23 protein-coding genes are annotated in these 24,632 nt (G+C 72.2%); 15 read left to right on the forward strand and 8 right to left on the reverse strand.

Translation table 11 applies throughout. The features are described from left to right. The first annotated feature begins 11 nt into the window (after positions 1 to 11). Entirely contained in the window at positions 12 to 761 is a 750-nt protein-coding gene (locus V6S66_RS16595) for an enoyl-CoA hydratase (RefSeq protein ID WP_334207906.1), read from the forward strand. A gap of 13 nt (positions 762 to 774) precedes the next feature. On the opposite strand, the gene V6S66_RS16600 is transcribed toward V6S66_RS16595, so the two are convergent. Together V6S66_RS16600 and V6S66_RS16605 are read right to left on the reverse strand one after the other, a co-directional pair. Then, positions 775 to 1,503, reverse strand: coding sequence for a hypothetical protein (locus V6S66_RS16600; RefSeq protein WP_334207907.1), 729 nt, complete (start codon positions 1,501 to 1,503; stop codon positions 775 to 777). A gap of 104 nt (positions 1,504 to 1,607) precedes the next feature. Beyond that, complete coding sequence (locus tag V6S66_RS16605; RefSeq protein WP_334207908.1) at positions 1,608 to 2,339, reverse strand: hypothetical protein; 732 nt, start codon at positions 2,337 to 2,339, stop codon at positions 1,608 to 1,610. 195 nt (positions 2,340 to 2,534) lie between these two features. Here V6S66_RS16605 and V6S66_RS16610 point away from each other — a divergent pair, with 195 nt between their 5' ends. The 5 genes from V6S66_RS16610 (at position 2,535) to V6S66_RS16630 (ending at position 7,479) form a co-directional block, all read left to right on the forward strand. After that, on the forward strand, positions 2,535 to 4,412 hold the full coding sequence (locus V6S66_RS16610; protein ID WP_334207909.1) for an acyl-CoA dehydrogenase: 1,878 nt from the start codon (positions 2,535 to 2,537) through the stop codon (positions 4,410 to 4,412). Between the two features lie 157 nt (positions 4,413 to 4,569). Further along, complete coding sequence (locus V6S66_RS16615; protein ID WP_334207910.1) at positions 4,570 to 5,358, forward strand: maleylpyruvate isomerase family mycothiol-dependent enzyme; 789 nt, start codon at positions 4,570 to 4,572, stop codon at positions 5,356 to 5,358. Positions 5,359 to 5,381: 23 nt separating this feature from the next. Then, a complete protein-coding gene (locus V6S66_RS16620) occupies positions 5,382 to 5,900 on the forward strand; it encodes a hypothetical protein (RefSeq protein WP_334207911.1) in 519 nt (172 codons plus the stop codon). Positions 5,901 to 5,962: 62 nt separating this feature from the next. After that, the gene (locus V6S66_RS16625; RefSeq protein WP_334207912.1) at positions 5,963 to 6,904 is read left to right on the forward strand and encodes an oxidoreductase; all 942 of its coding nucleotides are present in this window, start codon (positions 5,963 to 5,965) and stop codon (positions 6,902 to 6,904) included. A gap of 65 nt (positions 6,905 to 6,969) precedes the next feature. Next, positions 6,970 to 7,479 carry a GNAT family N-acetyltransferase gene (locus V6S66_RS16630; protein WP_334207913.1) on the forward strand — a complete coding sequence of 170 codons (510 nt, stop codon included), beginning with the start codon at positions 6,970 to 6,972 and terminating at the stop codon, positions 7,477 to 7,479. Positions 7,480 to 7,491: 12 nt separating this feature from the next. Here the strand turns inward: V6S66_RS16630 and V6S66_RS16635 are convergent, their stop codons facing one another. The 5 genes from V6S66_RS16635 to V6S66_RS16655 form a co-directional block, all read right to left on the reverse strand. After that, the gene (locus V6S66_RS16635; protein WP_334207914.1) at positions 7,492 to 8,775 is read right to left on the reverse strand and encodes an MFS transporter; all 1,284 of its coding nucleotides are present in this window, start codon (positions 8,773 to 8,775) and stop codon (positions 7,492 to 7,494) included. A gap of 24 nt (positions 8,776 to 8,799) precedes the next feature. Next, entirely contained in the window at positions 8,800 to 10,074 is a 1,275-nt protein-coding gene (locus V6S66_RS16640) for a dihydrolipoamide acetyltransferase family protein (protein ID WP_334207915.1), read from the reverse strand. After that, positions 10,074 to 11,087 (reverse strand): alpha-ketoacid dehydrogenase subunit beta, encoded by a 1,014-nt coding sequence (locus V6S66_RS16645; protein WP_334207916.1) that lies wholly within the window; start codon positions 11,085 to 11,087, stop codon positions 10,074 to 10,076. Before V6S66_RS16645 ends, V6S66_RS16640 begins: the two co-directional genes overlap by 1 nt. Continuing rightward, positions 11,084 to 12,226: a thiamine pyrophosphate-dependent enzyme gene (locus V6S66_RS16650; RefSeq protein ID WP_334207917.1), complete on the reverse strand. Its 1,143-nt coding sequence runs from the start codon at positions 12,224 to 12,226 to the stop codon at positions 11,084 to 11,086. The genes V6S66_RS16645 and V6S66_RS16650 overlap by 4 nt, the downstream gene beginning before the upstream one ends. Before the next feature lie 194 nt (positions 12,227 to 12,420). Next, positions 12,421 to 13,467, reverse strand: a complete 1,047-nt coding sequence (locus V6S66_RS16655) for a histidinol-phosphate transaminase (protein WP_334207918.1) — start codon at positions 13,465 to 13,467, stop codon at positions 12,421 to 12,423. Positions 13,468 to 13,523: 56 nt separating this feature from the next. On the opposite strand from V6S66_RS16655, the gene V6S66_RS16660 reads away from it, so the two are divergent. From V6S66_RS16660 to V6S66_RS16695, 8 genes are all read left to right on the forward strand, one after another. After that, positions 13,524 to 14,468 (forward strand): EamA family transporter, encoded by a 945-nt coding sequence (locus V6S66_RS16660; protein WP_334207919.1) that lies wholly within the window; start codon positions 13,524 to 13,526, stop codon positions 14,466 to 14,468. A gap of 306 nt (positions 14,469 to 14,774) precedes the next feature. Beyond that, positions 14,775 to 15,161: a phage holin family protein gene (locus V6S66_RS16665; RefSeq protein ID WP_334207920.1), complete on the forward strand. Its 387-nt coding sequence runs from the start codon at positions 14,775 to 14,777 to the stop codon at positions 15,159 to 15,161. Between the two features lie 3 nt (positions 15,162 to 15,164). Then, positions 15,165 to 15,662, forward strand: coding sequence for a low molecular weight protein-tyrosine-phosphatase (locus tag V6S66_RS16670; protein ID WP_334207921.1), 498 nt, complete (start codon positions 15,165 to 15,167; stop codon positions 15,660 to 15,662). A gap of 27 nt (positions 15,663 to 15,689) precedes the next feature. Next, complete coding sequence (locus V6S66_RS16675) at positions 15,690 to 16,550, forward strand: fructosamine kinase family protein (RefSeq protein WP_334207922.1); 861 nt, start codon at positions 15,690 to 15,692, stop codon at positions 16,548 to 16,550. Between the two features lie 95 nt (positions 16,551 to 16,645). Then, on the forward strand, positions 16,646 to 17,335 hold the full coding sequence (locus V6S66_RS16680) for a response regulator transcription factor (RefSeq protein ID WP_334207923.1): 690 nt from the start codon (positions 16,646 to 16,648) through the stop codon (positions 17,333 to 17,335). A gap of 8 nt (positions 17,336 to 17,343) precedes the next feature. Then, complete coding sequence (locus V6S66_RS16685) at positions 17,344 to 18,789, forward strand: sensor histidine kinase (protein WP_334207924.1); 1,446 nt, start codon at positions 17,344 to 17,346, stop codon at positions 18,787 to 18,789. 19 nt (positions 18,790 to 18,808) lie between these two features. Continuing rightward, a complete protein-coding gene (locus tag V6S66_RS16690; protein ID WP_334207925.1) occupies positions 18,809 to 20,293 on the forward strand; it encodes a S1C family serine protease in 1,485 nt (494 codons plus the stop codon). Positions 20,294 to 20,399: 106 nt separating this feature from the next. Beyond that, on the forward strand, positions 20,400 to 21,338 hold the full coding sequence (locus V6S66_RS16695; RefSeq protein WP_334207926.1) for a DMT family transporter: 939 nt from the start codon (positions 20,400 to 20,402) through the stop codon (positions 21,336 to 21,338). Here the strand turns inward: V6S66_RS16695 and V6S66_RS16700 are convergent. Further along, positions 21,335 to 23,242: an anthranilate synthase family protein gene (locus V6S66_RS16700; RefSeq protein WP_334207927.1), complete on the reverse strand. Its 1,908-nt coding sequence runs from the start codon at positions 23,240 to 23,242 to the stop codon at positions 21,335 to 21,337. The two genes, V6S66_RS16695 and V6S66_RS16700, sit on opposite strands and share 4 nt — an antisense overlap. 189 nt (positions 23,243 to 23,431) lie before the next feature. Here V6S66_RS16700 and V6S66_RS16705 point away from each other — a divergent pair, with 189 nt between their 5' ends. Further along, a complete protein-coding gene (locus V6S66_RS16705; protein WP_334207928.1) occupies positions 23,432 to 24,631 on the forward strand; it encodes an ArgE/DapE family deacylase in 1,200 nt (399 codons plus the stop codon). Position 24,632: the final 1 nt, after the last annotated feature.

A 24,632-nucleotide genomic window follows, 5' to 3' on the forward strand; every position in this document is an offset into this window, starting at 1 on the left:
AGGCTCGGGCCATGTCACTCGTCGACCTGACCGCCGATGGCGGCGTCCGCACCATCACGCTCAACGCTCCCGAGCGGCTCAACGCCCTGGACCGACCGCTGCTCGACGAGCTCCGGGCGGCGGTGCATCAGGTGGCCGACGACACCGAGGCGCGGGCCCTGGTGGTGACCGGAGCGGGGCGCGGGTTCTGCGCCGGAGCCGATCTCGACGGGCTCTTCGGCGACCGCACGCGTCCGACCGGGGTCCTGCGCCAGGTGCTGCTGGACGTGTACGCGTCGTTCCTGCCGCTGCGCGACCTCGCGATCCCCACGATCTCCGCGGTCCACGGCCCGGCGGTCGGCGCCGGACTCAACATCGCGCTCGCCTGCGACGTCATCATCGCCGGCCCGGAGGCGAAGTTCGGCCCCACCTTCACCTCGATCGGCCTGCATCCCGGCGGCGGGTGCACCTGGATGCTCACGCAGCGGATCGGCGCCGGCAACGCCGCCGCGGTGCTCTACGCCGGCGACCTCGTCGACGCGGCGACCGCGCTGCGCCTCGGCCTGGCCCAGGAGCTCGTCGACGATCCGAAGGCTCGCGCGGGCGAGCTCGCGGCGCGCTACGCGTCCCGCAGCCCGCGGCTCATGGCCGACGTCAAGGAGACGGTCCGCGTCGCCGCCACGAGCGACCTCGCCACGACCCTCGACGTCGAGTCGTGGGCCCAGGCCTCGTCCCTCGCGAGCGAAGAGTTCGCGTCGTTCGCCGAGCGATTCACGCGGTAGGGGGCCGGGCCGATCAGGCGTCGGCGTCCTCCAGGACGGTCTCGAGGCGGTCGACCGCGGCCTCGGAGATCGTCAGCATGATGTCGTCGCCGAGAGTGCCCTGGGTCGCGGCACCGCTGATCGTGAGGACGTCGCCGATGCGGACGAGGGTGTAGCCCTGGCGCAGCACCTCGGCGCCCTCCTGCGTGAAGGTCAGGTCGATCGCGAGCCCCTCGTCGCCGAGGTCGTAGCCCTCGAGCTCGTCGAGGTCGAGGGTCATGACCTCGACCGTGGCCTCCGCGCCGCCGAGGTCCAGGGTGAAGGTCGAGCACTCGTCGAACAGGTCGCGCACCGCCTCGAGCTCCTCCTCGGCCTCGCCCGCGGCGTACGACTCGACGGTCGAGTAGACCGTGACGGCGTCGCCCTCGAACTCCGCCTGCGCCTTCTCCTCCTCGTCGACGCCGTAGTCGTCGTCGAGGAAGTCGGCACACGCCTGGTCGCCATCGACGATGTCGTCGCCGCTGAGGTCAGCCTCCTCGACGTCGACCTCCTCGATGCCGTCGTCGAGGCCCTCCACGTCGTCCTCGGTCAGGAGCGCGTCCCGGAGGTCGGACTCCGAGAGGCCCGAGTCCTCCTCGGTCGTCTCGCTGGACGTGGGGTCGGGATCGGGGTCGCCGTCGTCGGAACCGCAGGCGGTGACCAGGAGCAGCGCGGACAGGGCGGCGGCCGGTGCGGCGGCCCGGAAGAACGAACGGGTCTTCATCTGAGGTCCTCAGGAGTCGGGGCGTGACGAGGGTCCGACGCGTCGAACGCCGCGAATGTTCCCGGCCACCTCACCGGTGGGCGGGAAAGGACCCGGGAACGGCCTCAGCCGATCTCGTCGACGAGGTCCTGCAGCTTCTCCTCCGCGACCGTGGCGACCTCGAGGAACGGGCTCGGGTCGTCCCCGGCCGCGATCTGGCCGCCCGCCTGCGCGACGATCCCGTCGATCTCGATGAAGTGGTAGTACATCGCGCGCGTCGGGGTGCCGTTCTCGGACAGCGTGAACTGCAGCCGCAGGCCGTCGTCGCCGAGGTCCTCGAAGCCCGGCAGGTCGGCGAACTCGACGAGCTCGGCCGTGACCTCGATCGGCTGCTCGCCGGGCGTCACCTCGAACCGGTCGCAGACCTCGAAGATGTCGCGGATCGCCGGCAGCTCCTCGTCGCCGTCGCCGCCCTCGAAGTACTTGATCGAGGTGTAGACGGCCGAGACGACGACGTCGTCGCGAAACTCGAAGTCGTATCGGTCCGACTCGTCGCCGCCGTAGTCGCTGTCGAGGTAGTCGATGCACTCCTGGGCGCCGTCGGTGACCGCGTCGCCGCCGGTCGTCTCCGCCTGCCGCGCGCTCTCGAAGTCGGTGCCGAGCTCGGCGGGGATGTCATCGATGCGCAGCAGCGCCGAGCGGAGCTCCTGACCGCTGGGGGCCGCGTCGGCGTCCTCGGTCTCCGCGGAGGTGGGCTCCGGCTCGGGATCGGGTTCCGGGTCGTCGCCGCACGCCGCGAGCAGCGTGAGAGCCAGGAATGCCGTCCCGGCCGCCAGCATGTTGCGACTCGTCCTCACGATGCATCCTTCCCAGGCCCCCGACATGACGCTCCCACCGTAGCCAACCGGGTGCCGGAAGGAGGACGTGTCAGGGAACATGTGCCCAGGACTCCCGCATGTTACTTCTGAGTACTACTATGGGGTAGCCGGGACAGGACACCTGCCCGGACCCGTCAAGCAGCACCCCGACACCCCCGAGGGATGGATCGGCCCATGAGCCACTACAAGAGCAACCTGCGCGACATCGAGTTCAACCTGTTCGAGCTGTTCGGCCGAGGCGACGTCTACGGCCAGGGCCTGTTCGAGGACTTCGACCTCGACACCGCCAAGAGCGTCATCGCCGAGATCGAGCGCATCTCGCGCGACGAGCTCGCCGCGTCCTTCGACGCCGCCGACCGCAACCCGCCGGTGTACGACCCGGCGACCCACTCCGTCACCATGCCCCAGGAGTTCACCGCGAGCTACCAGGCCTGGATGGACGCCGAGTGGTGGCGCCTGCAGGTCCCCGCCGAGCTCGGGGGCCAGACCGCCCCCAGCTCGCTCGTGTGGTCGTCGGCCGAGTTCGTCCTGGGCGCCAACCCGCCCATCTGGATGTTCGCCTGCGGTCCGGCCTTCGCGCGGATCGTCTTCGAGAACGGCATCGACCGCGACAAGACGATCGCCCAGCACATGGTCGATCGCCAGTGGGGCGCCACGATGGTGCTGACCGAGCCCGACGCGGGCTCCGACGTCGGCGCCGGCCGCACCAAGGCCTTCCCGAACGAGGACGGCACCTGGAACATCGAGGGCGTCAAGCGCTTCATCACCTCGGGCGAGCACGACATGTCCGAGAACATCATGCACCTCGTGCTGGCCCGCCCCCAGGGCGTCGAGGGCCTCGGCGGCCCCGGCACCAAGGGCCTGAGCCTGTTCCTGGTCCCGAAGCAGCACTTCGACCTCGAGACCGGTGAGCTGACGGGCGAGCGCAACGGCGCCTACGTCACCAACGTCGAGAAGAAGATGGGCATCAAGGTCTCCACGACCTGCGAGGTCACCTTCGGCGATGCCTCCACCGGTGAGGGCCAGGCCGCGCGCGGCTGGCTGCTCGGCGAGGTGCACGACGGCATCAACCAGATGTTCCGGGTCATCGAGAACGCCCGCATGTTCGTCGGCGCCAAGGCCATCGCCACGCTGTCGACCGGCTACCTCAACGCGCTGGAGTACGCCAAGGAGCGCGTCCAGGGCGCCGACCTGACCCAGGCCGGCGACAAGACCGCACCGCGCGTCACGATCACGAACCACCCCGACGTGCGTCGCTCGCTGCTGACCCAGAAGGCGTTCGCCGAGGGGCTGCGCTCGCTCGTGGTCTACACCTCCACGTGGCAGGACGCGATCCAGATCAAGGAGGCCGCGGGCGAGGACGCCTCCGTCGAGGAGGGCATCAACGACCTGCTGCTCCCCATCGTCAAGGGCTACGGCTCCGAGCGCTCCTGGGTGCTGCTGGGCACGGAGTCGCTGCAGACGTTCGGCGGCTCGGGCTTCCTGCAGGACTACCCGATCGAGCAGTACGTCCGCGACGCCAAGATCGACACGCTCTACGAGGGCACGACCGCGATCCAGGGCCAGGACCTGTTCTTCCGCAAGATCGTCAGGGACAAGGGCCGCGCGATCGGCTTCCTCTCGAACGAGATCAAGCAGTTCATCGCCGACGAGGCCGGCAACGGTCGCCTGAAGGTCGAGCGCGACCTCCTGGCCCAGGGCCTGGCCGACACCGAGGCGATCCTGGGCGCGATCTTCACCGACCTGATGGCCTCGAACCCGGCCGACGAGAAGGGCGACATCACCAACATCTACAAGGTCGGTCTCAACACGACGCGCCTGGTGTACGTGCTGGGCGACCTGACCGTGGCCTGGCTGCTGCTGCGCGGCGCCGAGGTGGCGCTGGCCCAGCTCGACGCCGGCGCCTCGGGCTCCGACAAGTCGTTCTACGAGGGCAAGATCGCGGCGGCGTCGTTCTTCGCGAAGAACACCCTGCCGAAGCTCGCCGCCGAGCGCGCGATCGCCGAGAGCATCGACGACTCCGTCATGGACCTCGACGAGGCCGCGTTCTGACGCACGCCTGACCTGCCTGCTCGACCCAGGGGCCCGCCGGAGCGATCCGGCGGGCCCCTGTGCGTCGGCACGAGATGGTGCTGGGCGTCAGCACGAGTTGGTGCTGGGCGTCAGCACCGTCCTCACCCGGCGGGCGGGGGTGGTGCAGAGTGGGCCCATGGACAGCCAGGAGATGTACGTCACCGCGTGGAAGCAGACCTCGGACGCGATCATCGAGCTCGTCAGGGGCCTGGACGAGGAGCAGCTCACCACGCCGACCGACCTGCCCGGCTGGGACGTCCACGACGTCGTGGCCCACCTGGCGCACCTCGAGCAGGTCGGCAGCGGCGACCCCGAGGAACCCACCGGGGTCGCGATCGTGGCGGCCGACTACACCAACGCCGGCGTCGCCGTGCGCCGCGACGTCCCCACGGCCGAGCTCCTGGCCGGCTTCGAGCGCGACGTCGCGAGCCGCCACGCCGCGCTCACCACGACCCGCCTGGACCTGGCCGACATGGCACCCGTCACCCCCTCCGGGGTCCCCTGGACGTGGGAGACGCTGCTGCGCAACCGCGCGGTCGACGTCTGGGTCCACGAGCAGGACATCCGGCGCGCGGTCGGACGTCCCGGTTCCCTCGACTCCCTGGGCGCGCAGGTCACGACGCACACGTTCGCCGCCGGGATGGGCTTCGTGCTGGGCAAGAAGGTCCGCGCCGAGCCGGGCAGCGTGGTGCGCTGGCTCGTCGAGGGCGACGTGCAGCTCACCCTCGAGCTGGAGGTCGGCGAGGACGGCCGAGCCCGTCGCGCCAAGCCGGGGACGTCGGCGGACGTCACGCTCGACATGACCTCCGAGACCTTCACCGTGCTGGCCGCGGGTCGCCGCACGCCCGACCAGGTCGAGGTCCGCTACGCCGGCGACGGCGACCTCGCCGCGCGGGTGCTGGCGAACATGACCCTGACCTTCTGAGCCGCGTCTGGGAGAATGACGGGGTGCGTCTCACGAGCCCCCTCTGGTACCTCGCCGCCGTCGCGATCGCCCTCGGCGGCTCGATCACCGGCACGGCGATCGCCGCCGGTGCGTGGGACGGCGTGCGGTCGGCCACGATCTCGCCGGCCACCGCACCGGTCGACGCCGCGGGCCGCACGCTCGCGATCTTCACCGACCAGCCGCAGGAAGGCCGCGAGATCACCTGCACGACGCGTCCGGCCGACCAGCCCGAGGCCGCGGGCGACGAGGTCAAGGCGGCCGCGCTCGACATCGTGGTCGAGCAGCGGGGCACCGACTGGCACCTGCTCGCCCTGCGGCCCGAGGGCAAGGACGGTGTCACCGTCTCGTGCCTGCCCAGCGACGGCCAGGTCGACACCGCCCTGTACGGCTTCGCCGTGGTCGACGGGTTCGAGAGCGCCGACCGTGGAGCGACGATCGGCACGCTCGCCCTCGGGGCCGCGTTCGTCCTGGCCGGCCTGGTGTTCTGGCATCGGCGCCGCGCGCACCAGGCCGAGGAGTAGGGCCCGCGCTCGTCGCCCCCGTCCCCCGGCCGTACCGACGGTCGACCGCTAGCCTCGGGCCCATGACCTGGACGACCGACGACATCGGTGACCTGACCGGCCGGCGCGCTCTCATCACGGGGGTGACCGGCGGGCTCGGCACCCAGCTGGCCCGCGAGCTGGCCCGCCACGGCGCCTCGCTCGTCGTCACGGCGCGCGACGCCGCGAAGGCCGAGGCCACGGTCGCCACGGTCCGCGCCGAGACGCCCGACGCCGACATCGAGGTCGTCTCGCTCGACCTCGCCGACCTCGCCGACGTGCGCCGTGCCGCCGACGAGGTCCTGGAGCGCTGGGACCGGATCGACCTGGCGATCAACAACGCCGGCATCATGATCCCGCCGTTCCGCGAGACGGTCGACGGCTTCGAGCTGCAGATCGCGACCAACCACCTGGGCCACTTCGCGTGGAACGCCCACCTCTGGCCGCTGCTGCGCGACTCGTCCGCCCGGGTCGTGGCGGTCTCCTCGGTCGCCCACACCATGGTCAACGGCATCGACCTGCGCTCGCTCACGACCGAGGGCTCTCCCCGCCGCTACAAGCGGTGGCAGTCGTACGGCGAGTCGAAGCTCGCCAACCTGGTGTTCTCGCAGGAGCTGGACCGACGCGCGTCGGCCGCTGGCCTGGGCGTCGTGAGCGTCGCCGCCCACCCGGGCGTGGCCTCGACCGAGCTCACCAAGACCGGCTTCGGCGTGGGCGGCGGCGGACCCATCGGCTTCCTGATGCACCACGGCACCCACCTCGTCGCGCAGTCGGCGCGAGCCGGCTCCCTACCGGTGCTGCAGGCGGCGACCGATCCCGCGCTGACCGGCGGAGAATACCTGGGACCCCGGGGCTTTCGCGGCATGCGAGGCCGCCCCGGCACCGCCTCCATGACCCGCACCGCGCGCGACCCCGAGCTCGCCCGACTCCTCTGGGAAGCCTCCGAGCGGGCGACCGGAACCCCGTTCCCCGTGGCCGGTGACTGAAACCCCCGAGGTGCAATTGGCGGCGAGTTGACATAATGTAGGGGTCAATGAGCCAAGACACGAACATGAACACCACGTCCACCCCCACGCTGGAGCCCACGCTCCCCGATGCGAGCGGTTCGTACGTGCGCCCCATGGAGGCGGCTGACTTCGACGCCGTCGTCGAGATCAACCAGGGCGCTCTCGAGGGTGTCGGTCCGCTGGACCGCGACTCCCTCGCCGACCTGGTCGCCATGGCCGACGACGCCCTCGTCCTCGACGACGACGGCGCGATCGGCGGCTTCGTCATCACCCTGCCGAAGGGTGTCGACTACGACTCCAGCCGCTACCGCTGGTTCGAGGACCGGCTCGAGGAGTACGTCTACCTCGACCGCATCGTCGTGGCCTCCACGCACCGCCGCCAGGGCGTGGCCTCGCGTCTCAACGAGGCGATCGAGGGCAACCTGCCGATCGGCCTGGAGATCTACGAGACCAACGACGGCTCGATCGCGTTCCACGAGACCCGCGGGTACCGCGAGGTGGGCCGCCTCGAGCACGAGGGCAAGGTCAACCTCATGATGCTGCGTCCCAGCTGACGCATCCAGCTCCTACGTCGCCGCGGTTCCCGTCTCGGGGGCCGCGGCGACGTGCTGTCGGGTGCGGCGCCGCGACCGGAAGATGTTCGCCAGGCCCACGCCCCACAAGACGTACTGGGCCGACATCGCCCAGCGGAACGCCTCCGGCGTGTAGTCGGAACCGGGTGGGGTGCGCCAGTCGAGCACCAGTCCGATCGCCACGACCAGGAGCAGGCTCGCGATGAAGCCGCCCTGGTTGATGATGCCGATCGCCGTGCCGAGCCGGGCGTCGGGATTGAACTCGCGGCCGAACTCGAACCCGATGATCGACGCCGGCGCACCGATGCCCACGATCACCACGAGCAGCACCAGCAGCCAGGTGGGGGCCTCGCCGGGCCAGACCAGCACCGCCGTCCACACCGCCACCATCGCCAGGACGATGCCCATCACCAGGTCGGACCGATGGAACGGGTGACGGGTCGTGACCGCGGCCAGCACCGGGCCGGCCACGACCAGGGCGACGACGAGCACCGTCAGCAGCAGCCCGGCCTCGTGTGACGATCGGCCTTCCCCCCGCACGAAGAACGGGTAGCCCCACAGCAGGGCGAGCGTCGTGGCACTGAACTGCGTCGTGAAGTGCGTCCAGAAGCCGAGGCGGGTGCCGGGATGGCGCCACGACGCACTCAGGCTCCGGCGCACGAACGCCACCGAGATCGCCGATCCCGGGCGGCGCCACTGCCCGGGCGCATCGCGCACCACGACGACCACCAGGAGCGTCACGACCAGGCCCACCCCGGCGGCCGCGAGGTAGGCGTTGGTCCAGCCCCAGTGGCTGAACGCCCACGTCATCGGCAGGGCCGCGACGATCGAGCCCACCTGGCCGGTCGCCCCGGTCAGCTGCGTCATGAGCGGGACCCGCCGCGTCGGGAACCAGGTCGCGACGAGCCGCAGGACGCACGTGAAGGTCAGCGCGTCACCGATGCCGACCAGGACGCGGGCCGCGACGGCGAGCGGATAGGACTCCACGAACGCGAAGCAGACCTGCCCGACCGTCATGACGACGGCGCCCGAGACCAGCAGCAGACGTGGTCCGTACCGGTCCAGCGCGAGCCCGACGGGCACCTGCAGGCCCGCGTAGACCAGGAGCTGCAGCGTCGTGAAGGTGGCGAGCTGCGCGGCCGAGATGCCGAACCGGTCGGCCGCCTCGAGGCCCGCGACCGCGAGCGACGAGCGGTGGAAGACCGCGAGCAGGTAGGCCGCGAGCGCCACGCCCCAGATGAGGAGCGCGGACCCCTGGCGATCCCGCGTCCGCGTCACCCGCCCATCGTAGGGAGCAGCGGGTCAGACGGTCAGCGCCAGGGCCGGGTCGTGGAGGAGGTCGGCGACGTCACGCAGGAACCGCGATCCCTGCTCGCCGTCGACGGCCCGGTGGTCGAAGCTCAGCGCGAGCGTCGTGACCCAGCGCGGCACGACCTGGTCGTCGGCGTCGACCCAGGGCTTGCGGGTGATGGCGCCGACCGCGAGGATCCCGGTCTGCCCCGGCGGCAGGATCGGCGTTCCGGCATCGATGCCGAACACCCCGATGTTGGTGACGGTGAACGTGCCGCCCGCCATCTGCGCCGGCTGCAGCCGCCCACTGCGGGCGACCCCCACGAGCTCGGCGACCTGGGCCACGAGCTCGCGGAGGCCGAGGGTGTCGGCGTCGGGGACGACCGGCACGACGAGGCCCCGGTCGGTGGCCGCCGCCACGCCCAGGCCCACGTGCGCGGGAATCGTGAGCGCCTCGTCGCCCCACCGGGCGTGCAGCTCGGGGGTGCTCCGCAGGGCCAGGCACACTGCGCGCAGCACGAGGTGCAGCGACGAGACCGGCACGTCACGCCAGGCCCGGTCGGCGCGCAGCCGGTCGACGAGCTCCACGGTGCGTGAGACGTCGACCTCGACCCACTCGGTGACGTGCGGGGCCGTGAAGGCCGACTCGACCATGGCCTGGGCCGTGACCCGCCGCACCGCGGAGTGCGGCACCTCCCGGTCGGCCCCACCGGCGGGCGCCGGAGGGGCGGCGGGAGCAGGCGATGCGTCGGGACGAGCACCGGCGTAGGCCTCCAGGTCGCGCCTGGTCACGACGCCGTTGCTCGGCACGTGCGCGAGGTCGACGCCGAGACGGCGAGCGAGCAGGCGCACCGGCGGCGCGGCACGGGGCCGGTCGACCGCGGGCGGCTCGGCGACCACGCTGGCCGCTCCACCGCCGGCCGCCGGCGAGCGACGGCGTCGACGACGGCCCGCCTCGCCCTTGGGTCCGTAGCCGACGAGCATCCCGTGCTCCGGCGCAGCGGCAGCTGCGGAGTCGGAGCCGGCAGCGCCCTCGTCCGGACCGGAGCCGGCCGCCTCCCCGATCACCACGATGGGCGTGCCGACGGGGACCGTGCGCCCCTCCTCGACGAGCAGGTCACCCACGACCCCCGCGAACGGGCTGGGCAGCTCCACGACCGACTTGGCGGTCTCGATGTCGACCAGCACGTCGTTGACCGCGACGACGTCGCCGGGCGACACGTGCCACGTGACGACCTCGGCCTCGGTCAGGCCCTCGCCGACGTCCGGCAGGCGGAAGGCGGGCATCAGGCGATCCCTCCCGGGCGCTCGGAGGAGGCGAGCTCGGCGCCGGCGGCGTCGAACGTGGCGTCGACGGCATCGAGGATGCGGTCGACGTCGGGCAGGAAGTGCTCCTCGGCGCGGCTCGGCGGGTAGTGGATGTCGTAGCCCGTGACGCGGCCGACCGGCGCCTCGAGGTGGAAGAAGCACTGCTCCGTGATCCGCGCCGCGACCTCGGCGCCGAGGCCCAGCGTGCGCTGCGCCTCGTGCACCACGACGACCCGACCCGTCCGGCGCACCGAGGCGACGACGGGGGCCAGGTCGAGGGGGGAGAGCGTCCGGAGGTCGACGACCTCGATCTCGCGGTCCTCGGCGGCCGCCGCCTCGGCCGCCGCCAGACAGGTGGCGACCATCGGCCCGTACGTGACGAGCGTGGCGTCACCCCCGGGGCGACGCACCTGCGAGGACCACAGCGGGTCGGGGTCGTCCCCGACCTCCCCGGTCTCCCAGTACCGGCGCTTGGGCTCCATCAGCACGATCGGGTCGTCGCTCGCGACGGCCTGCTGCACCATCCAGTACGCGTCGTGCGGGCTGGACGGGGCGAGCACCTTGAGGCCCGGCGTCATGACGAACTGGGCCTCCGGACTCTCCGAGTGGTGCTCGATCGCACCGATGCCGCCGCCGTACGGGATGCGGATGACGATCGGCATCCGCTGGGTGCCGCCCGAGCGGGAGTGCAGGCGGGCCACCTGGTTCACGATCTGGTCGTACGCGGGGTAGACGAAGCCGTCGAACTGGATCTCGACGACCGGCCGGTAGCCGCGCATCGCGAGGCCCACGGCCGTGCCCACGATGGCCGACTCCGCCAGCGGGGTGTCGATGACGCGCGCCGGACCGAAGTCCTTCTGCAGCCCGTCGGTGACGCGGAAGACGCCGCCGAGGCGGCCGATGTCCTCGCCCATCAGCATGACGTGGCGGTCGGCCTCCAGCGCCTTGCGCAGCCCCGCGTTGAGGGCCGCCGCGATGCTCATCCTCGTCATCGGGCGGCCTCCTCGTCGCCGAGGGCCCGCCAGGCCAGCACGGCCTCGCGCTGCTCCTGGAGCTCGGGCGTGGACTCGACGTACATCCGGTCGAACAAGTCGGCGAGGTCCGGGTCCGGCACGGCCCGGCAGGCGGCCCGCAGGTGCTCGCCGAGCGCATCGGCCTCGGCGTCGAGGGCGGCCAGGGCCTCCGCGTGGGAGCCGGTGGCGTCGAGCAGGGCGCGCACCCGGGCGATCGGGTCGCGGGCCTCCCAGTACTCCTCCTCCGCGGACTCGCGGTACCGGGTCGGGTCGTCGGAGGTCGTGTGCGCCCCCCGGCGGAACGTGACCGCCTCGATCAGGGTGGGGCCGCGGCCGTCGCGCGCCCGCTGCAGCGCGGTCTCCATGACGGCCCGGCAGGCGAGCACGTCGTTGCCGTCGACCCTGACCCCGGGGATGCCGAACCCGTCGGCGCGACGCACGAGCGGCACGCCGCCGGGACGATTCGTCGGGGTCGAGATGGCGTACTGGTTGTTCTCGATCACGAAGACGACCGGCAGCGTGAACGAGGCGGCCCAGGAGAGCGCCTCGAGCGTGTCGCCCTGGCTGGTCGCGCCGTCGCCGAGGTACACCGCGACGGCGGCGTCCTTCGCGGCGTCGTCGTGCCCGACGGCCTCGTCCATCAGCACGCCCATCGCATACCCGGCGGCGTGCAGCGTCTGCGCGCCGATGATGATCGCGGGCAGGGCGACGCCGTGCTCGGCGGGGTCCCAGCCGCCCTGCTCGGAGCCGCGGTAGAGCCCGAGCAGCCGCTCGGGCGGGACGCCGCGGACCCAGGTCACGCCGTGGTCGCGGTAGGTCGGGAACGCCATGTCGTGCGGGCGCAGCGCGCGGGCCGTGCCGACCTGGACGGCCTCCTGCCCCAGCGACGGTGGCCAGAGGCCCAGCTCACCGTGCCGCTGGAGGGCGTAGCCCTCGGTGTCGATCCGCCGCGTCAGGACCATGTCGCGGTGCAGGGCGAGCAGATCGTCCTCGGAGCCGGACCACGCGGCGTCGGGGTGCTCGACCCGACGGCCGTCGGGGGTCAGCAGGCGGACGAGGTCGGACTCGTCGAACGCGGCTGCGGCGGGGCTGGCGGTGGTGGACAGGGACGGGTGCATGGGATCTCCCGACGTCGGCCGGGCCCGAGGTCGTCGGGCACGGATTCGGTGGTGCACCGCCGGTTGACCGGGTGTGGTCGTGACGGTGTGACCTGAGTCACCACCACGGTAGAGGATCGCCGGTCGCCCGCCAAGGGCCGACACCCGGTTGCAACCCGCCTCCGGTCCTCACGGGACCTCGGACCCCGCCGGCGTCAGAGCCCGCCCGCGAGGGCCTCGACCACGAGGTCGTTGGCCGCCGGGTCACCGATCGTGACGCGCACGCCCTCGCCGGCGAAGGGGCGCACCGAGACCGGCTCGCACCGCGCGGCGACGTCCATCGCCCGCTCGCCCACGGGCAGCCAGACGAAGTTCGCCTCCGACACCGGCACCTCCCACCCCGCCGACCGCAGGGCTGCCGCGACGCGGTCGCGCTCGGCCACGACGGCGTCGACGCGCGACCGCATGGCGTCGCGCTCGCCGAGCGAGGCGATCGCCGCGGCCTGCGCGACGTCGGAGACGCCGAAGGGCACCGCCACGCGGACGGCCTCGATGACGTCACGACTGCCGACCCCGTAGCCGATGCGGAGCCCGGCGAGCCCGTGCGCCTTCGAGAACGTGCGCAGCACCAGCACGTTGTCGCGGGCCCGCATCGCGGCGAGCCCGGAGGCGGCCTCCGGGTGGCGCACGAACTCGACGTACGCCTCGTCCACGACCACGAGCACGTGCGACGGCACCTGGGTCAGGAAGGTCTCGAGCGCCGCCGCGGTGACCACGGGCCCGGTGGGGTTGTTCGGGGTGCAGACGAGCACGACCTTGGTGCGCTCGGTGATCGCGGCCGCCATGGCGTCGAGGTCGTGGGTCGCGTCGCGGCGCAGCGGAACGGGCACCGCCGTCGCGCCGGTCACGGCGATCGCCAGCGGGTACGCCTCGAACGAGCGCCACGGCAGGACGACCTCGTCGCCGGGCCCGGCGAACGCCGCGACGGTCCGGTACAGGACGTCGACCGAGCCCGTGCCGGCGCTCAGCTGGTCCGGCTCGACGTCGAGCTCGGTGGCCAGCACGTCGTAGAGGGCGGTGATCCCGGCGTCCGGGTAGCGGTTCATCCGACCGAGCATCTGGGTCGCCGTGGCGAGCACGCCCGGGAGCGGGGCGAACGGCAGCTCGTTGCTCGAGAGCTTCAGGTCGTCACTGACCGCCGCGCGCCCGGGACGGTAGGGCGGGACGGCGGCGATCGCGGGACGGGGCACAGGGGTCGACATGACCTCGAGGGTAGGACGAGGCCGGGGGCGTCGGAGCCGGACCTGCACAATGAACCGTGACCCCGCGCCCCGTCCTCGGCTACGTCCTCGTGGTCGGTGCGGCCGCGCTCTTCGCCGTCAACGCCGGCGTCTCCCGCGTGCCGCTGCGGTCCGGCACCGACATCGAGACGTTCACCTCCGTCCGGGTCACGGGGGCGCTCGCGGTCCTGGCCCTGATCGCGCTCCTCACGGAGCGCTCGGCGTTCCGCGTGCCGCGAGGGCGGCAGGTCGTGCTCGTGATCGGGCTCGGGCTCGTGGGTGTCGCCGGGCTTCAGGGGTTCTACAACGTCGCGATCGACCGGCTGCCGCTCAGCATCGCCCTGCTCGTCGAGTATCTCGGGCCGGTGTGGGTCGTGCTCTGGGTGCGATTCGTGCGGCGTGAACCGGTGCAGCCGCGGATGTGGCCCGCACTGGGGCTCGCGCTGGTGGGCCTCGCCCTCGTCGGCCGGATCTGGACCGGCGTCGCCTTCGACGGGATCGGCCTGGTCGCGGCGCTGCTGGCCGGCCTCTGCTTCGCGGCGTACTTCCTCCTGGGTGAGCACGACACCGGCGCCATGACGCCACTCGCGGTCATCCTGTGGGCCTTCGTGGTCGCCGTGGTCGCGATCAACGTGATCCAGCCGTTCTGGACCGCCGACCAGCTCGGCACGTCGGCCTCGCTCCTGGGGCGGCTCGACCACCTCGCGGTGCCCGCGTGGGTCGCGATGGCCTTCGTCGTCGTGCTCGGCACGACGGCGCCGTTCTTCCTCCTGCTGCTCGCGCTGCGCCACCTCCCCGCCACGACCGTCAGCGTCGTCGCGATGCTTGAGCCGGCCGGTGCGGTCGTCGTGGGCTGGCTGTGGTTCGCCGAGAGCCTCGCCCCGGTCCAGGTCGCCGGGGTGCTGCTCGTCCTGGGCGGCATCGTCCTGGCCCAGACCTCCCGCCGGGCGCAGCCCGAGACCCTCCCCCCAGCCCTCGTCTGAGGCCGCTCGTCCGTCAGAGCGGCCCGGCAGACGCTGGGCGACAAGCGGCCACGGACCCAGCGGAGGGCGCGACGGTCTCCCTCGCCCTGACCGACAAGTTACGGAGTTAACACGGCAGCTCGTGACAGGGCACGGGACATGTGCCGTGCCCTGTCACGATCTGCCGTGCCCAGTGGTGAGAAGGCGCGCAGGCCCGACCCGCACGTCTTGGTCCGTGGCCGCTTGTCTGTCACCACGGCTGGCGTTCAGGTACCGGCGCTTTCGAGGCCTCAACTGTCCGCCGCCCTCGTATGACAGGCTTCCCGCATGGAACGTTTCTTGAGCACCTGGGTCGCGAGCTCGGTGGCGCTCGCCTTCTCGGCGTGGCTCCTCGGCGAGCACATGGACATCGGCGACCCGAACGAGACCATGACCAACCGGGTCCTCGCGGTGCTGGTCGTCGGCCTGATCTTCACGATCGTCAGCATGTTCGTCGCGCCGACCATCAAGCTGCTGTCGCTGCCGTTCATCATCCTCACGCTCGGTCTCGCGCTGCTCGTGATCAACGCCCTGATGCTGCTGCTGGTCGAACGCATCACCGACGGCTTCGGGGTCGACTTCCTGATCGACGGGTTCTGGTGGGCCGTGCTCGCCTCGATCGTCATCTCGATCTCACAGGCGTTCGTGCGCGCGTTCCTGCCCGAGGGTGACTGACCCGTGACCGACGACGCCCAGCCGTACCGGGTCACCTTCGTGTGCCTGGGCAACATCTGCCGATCCCCCACGGCGCACGTCGTGCTCGAGGAGAAGCTCGCCGCCGCCGGCCTGGCCGACCGGGTGACGGTCACGTCGTCCGGCACCGGTGGGTGGCACACGGGCGAGCCCATGGACCAGCGGGCGGCCTCGACCCTGAGTGGTGCCGGCTACGACCCGACGCGCCACCTGGCCCGGCGGTTCTCGATCGACGATTACGCCGAGAACGACCTCATCCTCGTGATGGACCACAGCAACCAGGCCGACGTGCTCGAGCTCGCGCCGACCGTGGAGGAGCAGCAGAAGGTGCGGATGTTCCGCTCCTTCGACCCGGAGGCCGGACCCGACGACCTCGAGGTGCCCGACCCCTGGTTCGGCGACGGCGAGGGCTTCACCCACGTGCTGGCGATGGTCGAGCGCACGTGCGACGCACTCGTCGAGCACCTGCGCGACCCGAGGTGATCGACCCAGCCCGGTAACGTCTCGCCCATGGCACGGATGACGGGCACCGCGGCACGCGGCGAGCAGCTGCTCGGCGTCGCCGTCGTCTCCACCACCCCGGTCGCCGGCGGCGACGTCAGCACCGCCACCCGGCTGCGCCTCTCGAACGGCCGATCAGCCGTGATCAAGACCCGTCCCCAGGCGCCGGCGGGGTTCTTCGCGGCCGAGGCGCGCGGTCTGCGCTGGCTCGCCGAGGCCGGCGGAGCCGCCGTGCCGGACGTGCTCGCGATCGACGACGACTGCCTGGTCCTGGACTGGATCGAGCCCGGCCGGCCCACCGCCGAGGCGGCCGAGTCGCTCGGCCGCTCGCTGGCCGCCACCCATGCTGCCGGCGCCGACACGTTCGGGGCACCGCAGGACGGCTACATCGGCCTGGCCCCGCTGCCGAACCGTCCGCTCGACCGCTGGCCGGAGTTCTACGCCTCGCGCCGCGTCATGCCCTACGTGCGCGCGGCCCTCCAGCGCGGCGCGCTCTCCCCCGCCGAGGCCGACGACATCGAGCAGGTCGTCAAGCGCATCCACACGCTCGCCGGCGACGACGAGCCCGTCGCCCGCATCCACGGCGACCTGTGGTCGGGCAACGTCGTCTGGGGCCAGGACGACACGGCGTGGATCATCGATCCCGCCGCGCACGGCGGCCACCGCGAGACCGACCTGGCGATGCTCGCGCTGTTCGGCATCACGCACCTGCAGCGCATCCTCGACGCGTACCAGGAGGTCGCGCCGCTGGCCGACGGCTGGGAGGACCGCCTGGCGCTGCACCAGCTGCACCCGCTGCTGGTGCACGCCGTGATGTTCGGCGGCGGCTACGGCAGCCGCGCCGCCGACGCCGCCCGCTCCTTGCTCTAGGTGTCCCGGCGAAGCCGGCTGTCCGGTCGCTCACCCTTCGACGGAGTTGCCCGGAATCTCAGGCGTGCCTCAGGGCCACCCGGCAGACTGGGCCCATGCGCATACTCGTGGTCGACGACGATCGCGCCGTCCGTGACTCGATCCGGCGGTCGCTGGAGTTCAACGGCTACACCGTCGAGGTCGCCACCGACGGTGTCGACGCCCTGGCCCGCACGCCCCAGGTGCAGCCCGACGCGATCGTCATGGACGTCATGATGCCGCGGCTCGACGGCCTCGAGACGACCCGCGCCCTGCGCAACGCGGGCAACGACGTCCCCATCATCGTGCTCACCGCGCGCGACGCCGTGACCGACCGCGTCGACGGCCTCGACGCGGGCGCCGACGACTACCTCACCAAGCCGTTCGCGCTGGAGGAGCTGCTGGCGCGACTGCGCGCGCTGCTCCGGCGGGCGAGTCACTCGGCAGAGGCCGAGGACGAGGAGCCCCTGGCCTTCGCCGACCTCTCGCTCGACCCCGTGACCCGCGAGGTGCGTCGCGGCGACCGCGAGATGTCGCTGACCCGAACCGAGTTCACGCTCCTCGAGCTGTTCCTGCGTCGGCCCAAGCGCGTGCTGGAGCGCTCGTTCATCCTGCAGGAGGTGTGGGGCTTCGACTTCCCCACGACCGCCAACTCCCTCGAGGTCTACGTCGGCTACGTCCGGCGCAAGCTCGAGGCCGAGGGTGAGACGCGACTGCTCCACACGGTGCGTGGCGTGGGCTACGTGCTGCGGGAGACCCCGCCCTGATGGCCATCATGAGGGCGCTCGACCAGGGTCGTCGCGAGCTGGTCGGGACGGTCCACGAGCGCGTCCACCAGTGGACGCTGCGGGTGTCGCTCGCGGCGCGCGTGGCCACCCTCACGACCCTCGCGGTGGCGCTGACGCTCGGCAGCGTCAGCGCGAGCGTGTACCTCGTGGTGCGCGCCGAGCTCGTGGGCAACCTCGACGCCTCGATCCGTGACCGGGCCGAGCAGGCCGTCGCGTCCGGGTACACCCCCAGCTCGATCGATGCCCGCGACGCCGACCTGCTCGACGTTGCGGGCATCGAGATCTTCACGCTCCAGGGCGGCGCGTCGTTGACGAGCCTGACCAACAGCACCGAGGTCGACCTGAGCGACGCCGAGGTGGCCGTGTCCCTCGGTCGGGTCCCGACCTCGGCCCGGACCGCGATCGTGGGCGGGATGACGTACCGCGTCGTGGCCGTGCCCGCCGGTCCGGGATCGGCGCTCATCATGGTGCAGCCGATGGACTCGATCCAGCAGACGCTCGACCGCCTCGGCCTGATCCTCGTCATCACGACGCTCGCCGGCATGGCCGTCGCGGGCGCCGCGGGCTGGGCCGTCGCCACCAACGGCCTGCGTCCGGTCCGTCGCCTCACGCGCGCCGCCGAGCACGTCGCCCGCACCCAGGAGCTCAACCCGATCGAGGTCGTCGGACGCGACGAGCTGGCGCGCCTCACGACGTCCTTCAACCAGATGCTGCTGGCCCTCGACGCCTCGCAGGTGCAGCAGCGCCGGCTCGTGGCCGACGCCGGGCACGAGCTGCGCACCCCGCTCACGAGCCTGCGCACCAACGTCGAGCTCCTGACCCAGTCCAGCCAGGCCGGCCGGCCGCTGCGCGACGAGCAGGCGGTCGAGGTCATGACCGACATCCGCGCCCAGGTCGAGGAGCTCACGACCCTGATCGGCGACCTCGTCGAGCTCGCCCGCGACGAGCCGCTCCACCACGACCCCGAGCCGATGGACCTCGCCGACGTCGTCGCCCACGCAGTCGACCGCGTGCAGCTGCGGGCGCCGGCCCTCACGTTCGACGTCGACCTGGCCGCGTGGTGGGTCGAGGGCGAGCCGCGGGCCCTGGAGCGCGCCGTCACCAACCTGCTCGACAACGCCGCCAAGTGGAGCCCGCCCGACGGCACGGTCGAGGTGACGCTCGCCGAGGGGCTCGTCACCGTCCGTGACCACGGGCCGGGCATCGCCGAGGCCGACCTGCCGCACGTCTTCGAGCGCTTCTACCGCTCGAGCGAGGCCCGCACCCTGCCCGGGTCCGGCCTCGGGCTGTCGATCGTTCGCCGTGCCGCCGAACGCCATGGCGGTACCGTCGAGGTGGAGTCCCAACCCGGACGCGGAGCGACCTTCCGCATGTCGGTGCCGGGCAGCACCTTTTCGCCCTCTCACACGTCCGCCTCAGAGTCGTCTCAGTGATTCCGGAGATCCTGTCCTCATGAACGCACCGCACGATCCGTTCGGCGAGGACGCTCCGCGCCCCGCCACCGACCACGAAACCGCCTCGCCGTCCACCCCTGACGCGCCGAGGGTTCACGACGCGAGCGCCGCCGACAGCGTCCCGACGCGGAGCATCGACGCGAACGTCGTGCCCCCGCCGCCGCACGACGGCTCCGGCGAACCGCCGGTCGACCCCGCCAGCGCGGGAGCCCCGGCCACGACGTCGGTGCTGCCGGCCGGGTCCGTGGTGCCCGCGGCCCTGTCCACCGACACCCGGAGCGAGGGCGTGCCCCCGTCGGACTCCGGCTCGCACCTTCCTCCGGCGAACCCGCCCGCACCGCACGAGGACTCGTCCTCGGCCAGCAGCGGCGGCTCGGGACGCGGACGACGCGTCGGCAAGGCCGTCGGCGTCGGTGTGCTCGTCGCGGTGATCGCGGCCGGCGCGGGCTACGGCGGCGCCGCCCTGCAGGGCACCAACGACAACGGCACCACGGTGCCCGACAGCACCTCCGCCCTCGACGTCCCCGCCTCCGACGTCGAGCCGGCGCCGCAGGGTGACGTCGAGAAGATCGCGGCCGAGGTCATGTCGTCGGTCGTGCAGATCAACGTGCGCAGCGGTGACGAGGGCGGCTCCGGGTCCGGGGTCGTGCTCAGCTCCGACGGCGAGATCCTCACCAACAACCACGTGGTCGAGACCGCGGCCGAGGACGGCACCATCACGGTCGCGTTCAGCGACGGCACCAACGCCGAGGCCACGATCCTGGGTCGTGACCCCGTCACCGACCTGGCCGTCATCAAGGCCGACGGCGTCTCGGGTCTCAAGCCCGCCACGCTGGGCAGCTCCGCCGACCTGCGTGTCGGCCAGGACGTCATCGCGATCGGCTCGCCGTTCGGGCTGGAGAGCACCGTCACCACGGGCATCGTGAGCGCGCTCAACCGTCCGGTCGAGTCCAGCGACGCCTCGGGCGAGAACGCCACGGTGTTCCCCGCCGTCCAGACCGACGCCGCGATCAACCCCGGCAACTCCGGCGGCCCGCTGATCGACATGTCGGGCAACGTCATCGGCATCAACTCCGCGATCCGCACCAACTCGAGCGCGTCCGGCTCGATCGGTCTCGGGTTCGCGATCCCGGTCGACCTGGCGCGCAACGTGGCCCAGCAGCTCGTCGAGGGCAAGACGGTCGAGCACGCCCGCATCGGCGTGACCGTCACGCCCGCCACGGAGGAGGACGAGCTCACCGGCATCGGCGCCGAGATCCGTGAGGTCGAGGACGGCGGCGCCGGTGACGACGCGGGCCTGCAGGCCGGCGACATCATCACGGCGCTCAACGGCATCCCGGTCGCGAGCTCGAGCGCGCTCGTCGCGTCGGTGCGCGGTCACCAGCCGGGCGACGTCGTGGAGATCACCTACCTGCGCGACGGCAAGACCGAGACGGCCGACGTCACGCTCGACTCCGACGGCGGCGAGCTCTCCGAGGAGTGACCCTCACCCGTTCGCACCGTGAGCGGACCGCGGACTGGCCCGATCTCGACGAGATCGGGCCGTCCTGCGTCTGTCGGGTGTCGGTGCCCCTCACTAGCGTGAGCCCGTGACGTCCCCCTCGCCCTCCACCACCTCCCCCTCCACCGGCATCGCCGCACGCGACCTCTCCGTCGGGGCCCTGGCGGTCACGGTGGTGCTGTGGGCGTCGGCGTTCGTCGGCATCCGCGCCGTCACCGACACGTTCGACCCCGGCCCCCTGGCCCTCGGCCGGCTCCTGGTGGGAGCGGTCGCGCTCACCGCGCTGGTCCGGCCGTGGCGATTCCCGCTGCCGCACGGTCGCACCCTCGGCCTGGTCGTGGTCTACGGCGTCATGTGGTTCGGCGCCTACAACGTCGTGCTCAACGCCGGCGAGACCTACCTCGACGCGGGCACCGCGGCCCTGGTGGTCAACGTCGGCCCCATCCTGATCGCCCTGTTCGCGGGCTGGTTGCTGAAGGAGGGGTTCCCGAGGCCGCTGCTCGCCGGCATGGCCGTCGCGTTCGCCGGGGTGGCCCTCATCGCCGTCAGCACCCGCAACGGCGACGGCGTCGAGACGGCCAGCGCGGCCGGGGTGCTGCTGTGCCTGGCCGCCGCGGTGCTCTACGCCGTCGGCGCACTCACGCAGAAGCCCACGCTCGCCACGGTCTCGCCAGGGATGTCGGTCTGGATGGCGTGCAGCATCGGTGCGGTCGTCTGCCTGCCGTACGGGCCCGAGCTCGTGTCGGAGGTCGGCGACGCCGGCACGACCGACCTGGTCTGGCTCGTCTACCTCGGGGTGTTCCCCACCGCGATCGGCTTCACCACGTGGGCCTACGCGATGCGGCGACTCACCGCAGGGCAGGTGGCCTCCACGACCTACCTGGTGCCGGTCGTGGCCACGGGCATCTCGTGGGTCCTGCTCGGCGAGGTTCCCGCGGCCCTGGCGTTCGCCGGCGGCGCGCTCTGCCTCGCGGGCGTCGGCATCACCCGGTGGCGACCGCGCCGCACCGTGCCGACCCCTGCCTAGCGGCCGACGAGGTCCAGCACGAGCTCGCGCAGGATGCCGAAGCCGTTCTGGGTCAGCACCGACTCGGCGTGGAACTGCACGCCGCGGTAGTGCGGGCCCGCGATCAGGTGGATGTCGCCGGTCGGCTCGTCGCGCTCGACCGTGACGCCGGCCGGCAGACCGGCATCGGGCACCCGGGCCACGAACGTGTTGTAGAAGCCCACCGTCTCGGGGCGCCCGAGGACCTCCAGGCGGCTCTGCGTCCCCTGGAACACGATGTCCTTGAACACCAGGTCGAGCCCGATCCGGTGGGCGAGTGCCTGGTGGCCCAGGCACACCGCGAGGAACGGTCGCTCCGTGGCGAGCAGCTCGTCGACGACGCCGTGGATCACCGAGATCTTGGGGTCGTCGACATCGCGTGGGTCGCCGGGGCCCGGGCCGACCACGACGAGGTCGTAGCCGTCGAGCGCGCCGGGGGCGTAGGCGTCGTGGCGCACGACGTCGGTCGTCATGCCGAGCACGCCGAACACGTGCGACAGCATGTTGACGAAGTCGTCCTCGCCGTCGAGCACGACGACGCGCTTGCCCTGGAGCGTCGCCTCGGGTGCGGCGCCGGACTGGTCGGTGAGCCAGAACTGGCTCAGGCGCTGGTTGCGGGCGCCCAGCGCGATGAGCACGTCGTCCTCGCGGGTGAACGCGTCGTAGCCCTCGGTCGCCGCCGGCGCGGCGTCGACCAGGCCGAACGCGCTGAGGATGCCACCGGCCTTGGCCCACGTCTCGGCGGTCTCGTAGGCGGGGTCGGAGTCGCGCACGAGCGTGGCCCCGGCCGTGACCTTGAGCCGGCCGTCGACGCTCACGTCAGCCGTGCGGATCAGGATCGGCGCGTCGGCCCGCTGGCCACCGTCGGCGTCCCGGCCGATCAGCGCGGCGACGGAGGCGTAGTACCCGCGTCCTCCGGGCTCGTAGCGCGAGATCAGCCGGCAGGCGTTCTCGACGGGGCTGCCCGTCACCGTGGCGGCGAACATCGAGTCGCGCAGCACGTCACGCACGTCGCGGTCGGTACGGCCCGAGAGGAGGTACTCGGTGTGCACCAGGTGCGTCATGGGCTTGAGGTAGGGCCCGAGCACGAGGCCGCCCTCGTGGCAGATGTCGCACATCTGCTTGAGCTCCTCGTCGACGACCATGAACAGCTCGTAGATCTCCTTCTCGTCGCGCAGGAAGTCGAGCAGCGCGGTCTTGCGCTCGGTGTGCGTCTCGAGACCCCGGAGTCGGAACGTGCCGCTGATGGGGTTCATGCGGACCTCGCCGTGCTCCACGCTGACGTGCCGCTCGGGGCTCGCGCCCACGAGGTAGCGGTCGCCCGTGAAGATGCAGAACGTCCAGAAGGCGCCGCGCTCGCGCTCGAGCAGCCGGCGCAGCACCGTGAGCGCCTCGGCGTGACCCCACGACTCCAGCTGCGCGCGGTAGTGGCGGCCCACGACGAGGTTGGCACCCTCGCCCTGGCCGATCTCGTCGTCGATGATCTGCCGCACGACCTGCGCGTAGTCGTCGTCGCTCGTCTCGAACCCACCGCGGTCGGCGAACTCGACGGGCACGTCGGGCAGCTGCTCGAGCAGCTCGGCGAGGCTGATCTCGACCTGCAGGTCGGCACGGATCACGCTGAGGGGCGTGCCGTCCTGGCGCGCCTCGTAACCGCGCTCGCGCACCTGCGCGAACGGCACGAGCACGAGGTGGTCCCAGGTGGGGCCGGCAGGGGTCCCGGGCCCTGGGCGGGGAATGGTGGAGTCACCCTCCACGACCGGGACGTCGGCGAGCGACTCCACGTCGAGGCGCGGCCCGCCGATCAGCGTCACGGTGTCGGCCTCGCGCGAGCGGATCAGGGCGAAGGCCGGCTGGGCCAGGAGCTCGTCCAGCAGTCGGGTCATGGTGCTTCCTCACGGATTCGCCCGGGGCCCGGACGTGAAGAACGCCCAGCCCCGGTGCGAGGGGGGTCTGGGCGCGTACGACAGCAGTCCTCCTCTACGGGAGGGGCCACCACCGACGATCAAGCATGGAGCAGAGACTAGCGGATCCCCCCTGCAGCTCTCGGCGTGGTCGATTGCCAGACTGACGCCATGGACATCGACGTCGACCTGATCCGCCGCGACCTCGCGCAGCTCGTCAGCATCGACTCCGTCGGCGGGTCCGAGGGCGAGGTCATGGCCCAGCGCTGGAGCGCGGCCACCCTGCAGGGCCTGCGGCTCGACGTCGACCTGTGGCGCATCGACCTCGACGAGATGCGCGCCGACCCCGACTACCCCGGCGAGGAGGTCGAGCGTGAGGAGGCCTGGGGGTGCGTCGGTGTCTCCGGCGAGGGCACTCCGGCTCTGGTGCTGAACGGGCACCTCGACGTCGTGCCCTCGGGCGATCCGGAGTCGTGGACCGGCGCCGACCCGTGGCACCTGCACGAGGACGACGGCGTGTGGTTCGGGCGCGGCGTGTGCGACATGAAGGGCGGGGTCGTCGCGATCATCGCGGCGGCGCGGGCCGTGGCCGATGCCGGCGTCGAGCTCGTCCGGCCCTTCGCGGTGCACACCGTGATCGGTGAGGAGGACGGCGGCGTGGGCACGTTCGCGACACTGCGCCGCGGGCACACCGGCGACGCCTGCCTGATCGCCGAGCCGACGGCCCACCAGGTCGTGGCGGCCAACGCCGGTTCGCTGACGTTCCGCGTCGAGGTCCCCGGGCACTCCACGCACGGCTCGATGCGACCCACCGGCACCAGCGCGATCGACGTCTTCGAGGCGGTGCACCGGGCGATGCGCGAGCTCGAGGCGCGCCGCAACACCGCCCCCCCGGAGCCATTCACGGGCGTGCCGTGGCCCATCAGCGTCGGCATCCTGCGCGCGGGCGAGTGGGCCAGCACCGTGCCGGACCTCGTCGTGGCCGAGGGACGCCACGGGGTGATGCCGGGCGAGTCGTTCACCGAGGCGAAGGCTGCGTTCGAGCAGGCCGTGAGGCACGCCGACCACCTGTTCCTGCGTGAGAACCCCGCCGTCGTCACGTGGCCCGGCGGCCACTTCGCGGCCGGCGCGCTCCCCGGGAGCCATCCGTTCATCGGTGAGGTCTCGGATGCGCTCGGCACCTCGCCCGAGGTCGTCGGCGCCCCGTACGGGTCTGACCTGCGCCTCTACCAGGCGGCCGGCATCCCCACGGTGCAGTACGGCCCCGGTGACATCCAGCACGCCCACGCGGTCGACGAGCAGGTCAGCATCCACGACGTTGTCACCGCCGCCGAGGCCTACGCCCGCCTGATCCTCACCCGCTGCACCTGAC

It is taken from the genome of Aeromicrobium sp. Sec7.5 (assembly GCF_036867135.1).
GTDB lineage: Bacteria > Actinomycetota > Actinomycetes > Propionibacteriales > Nocardioidaceae > Aeromicrobium.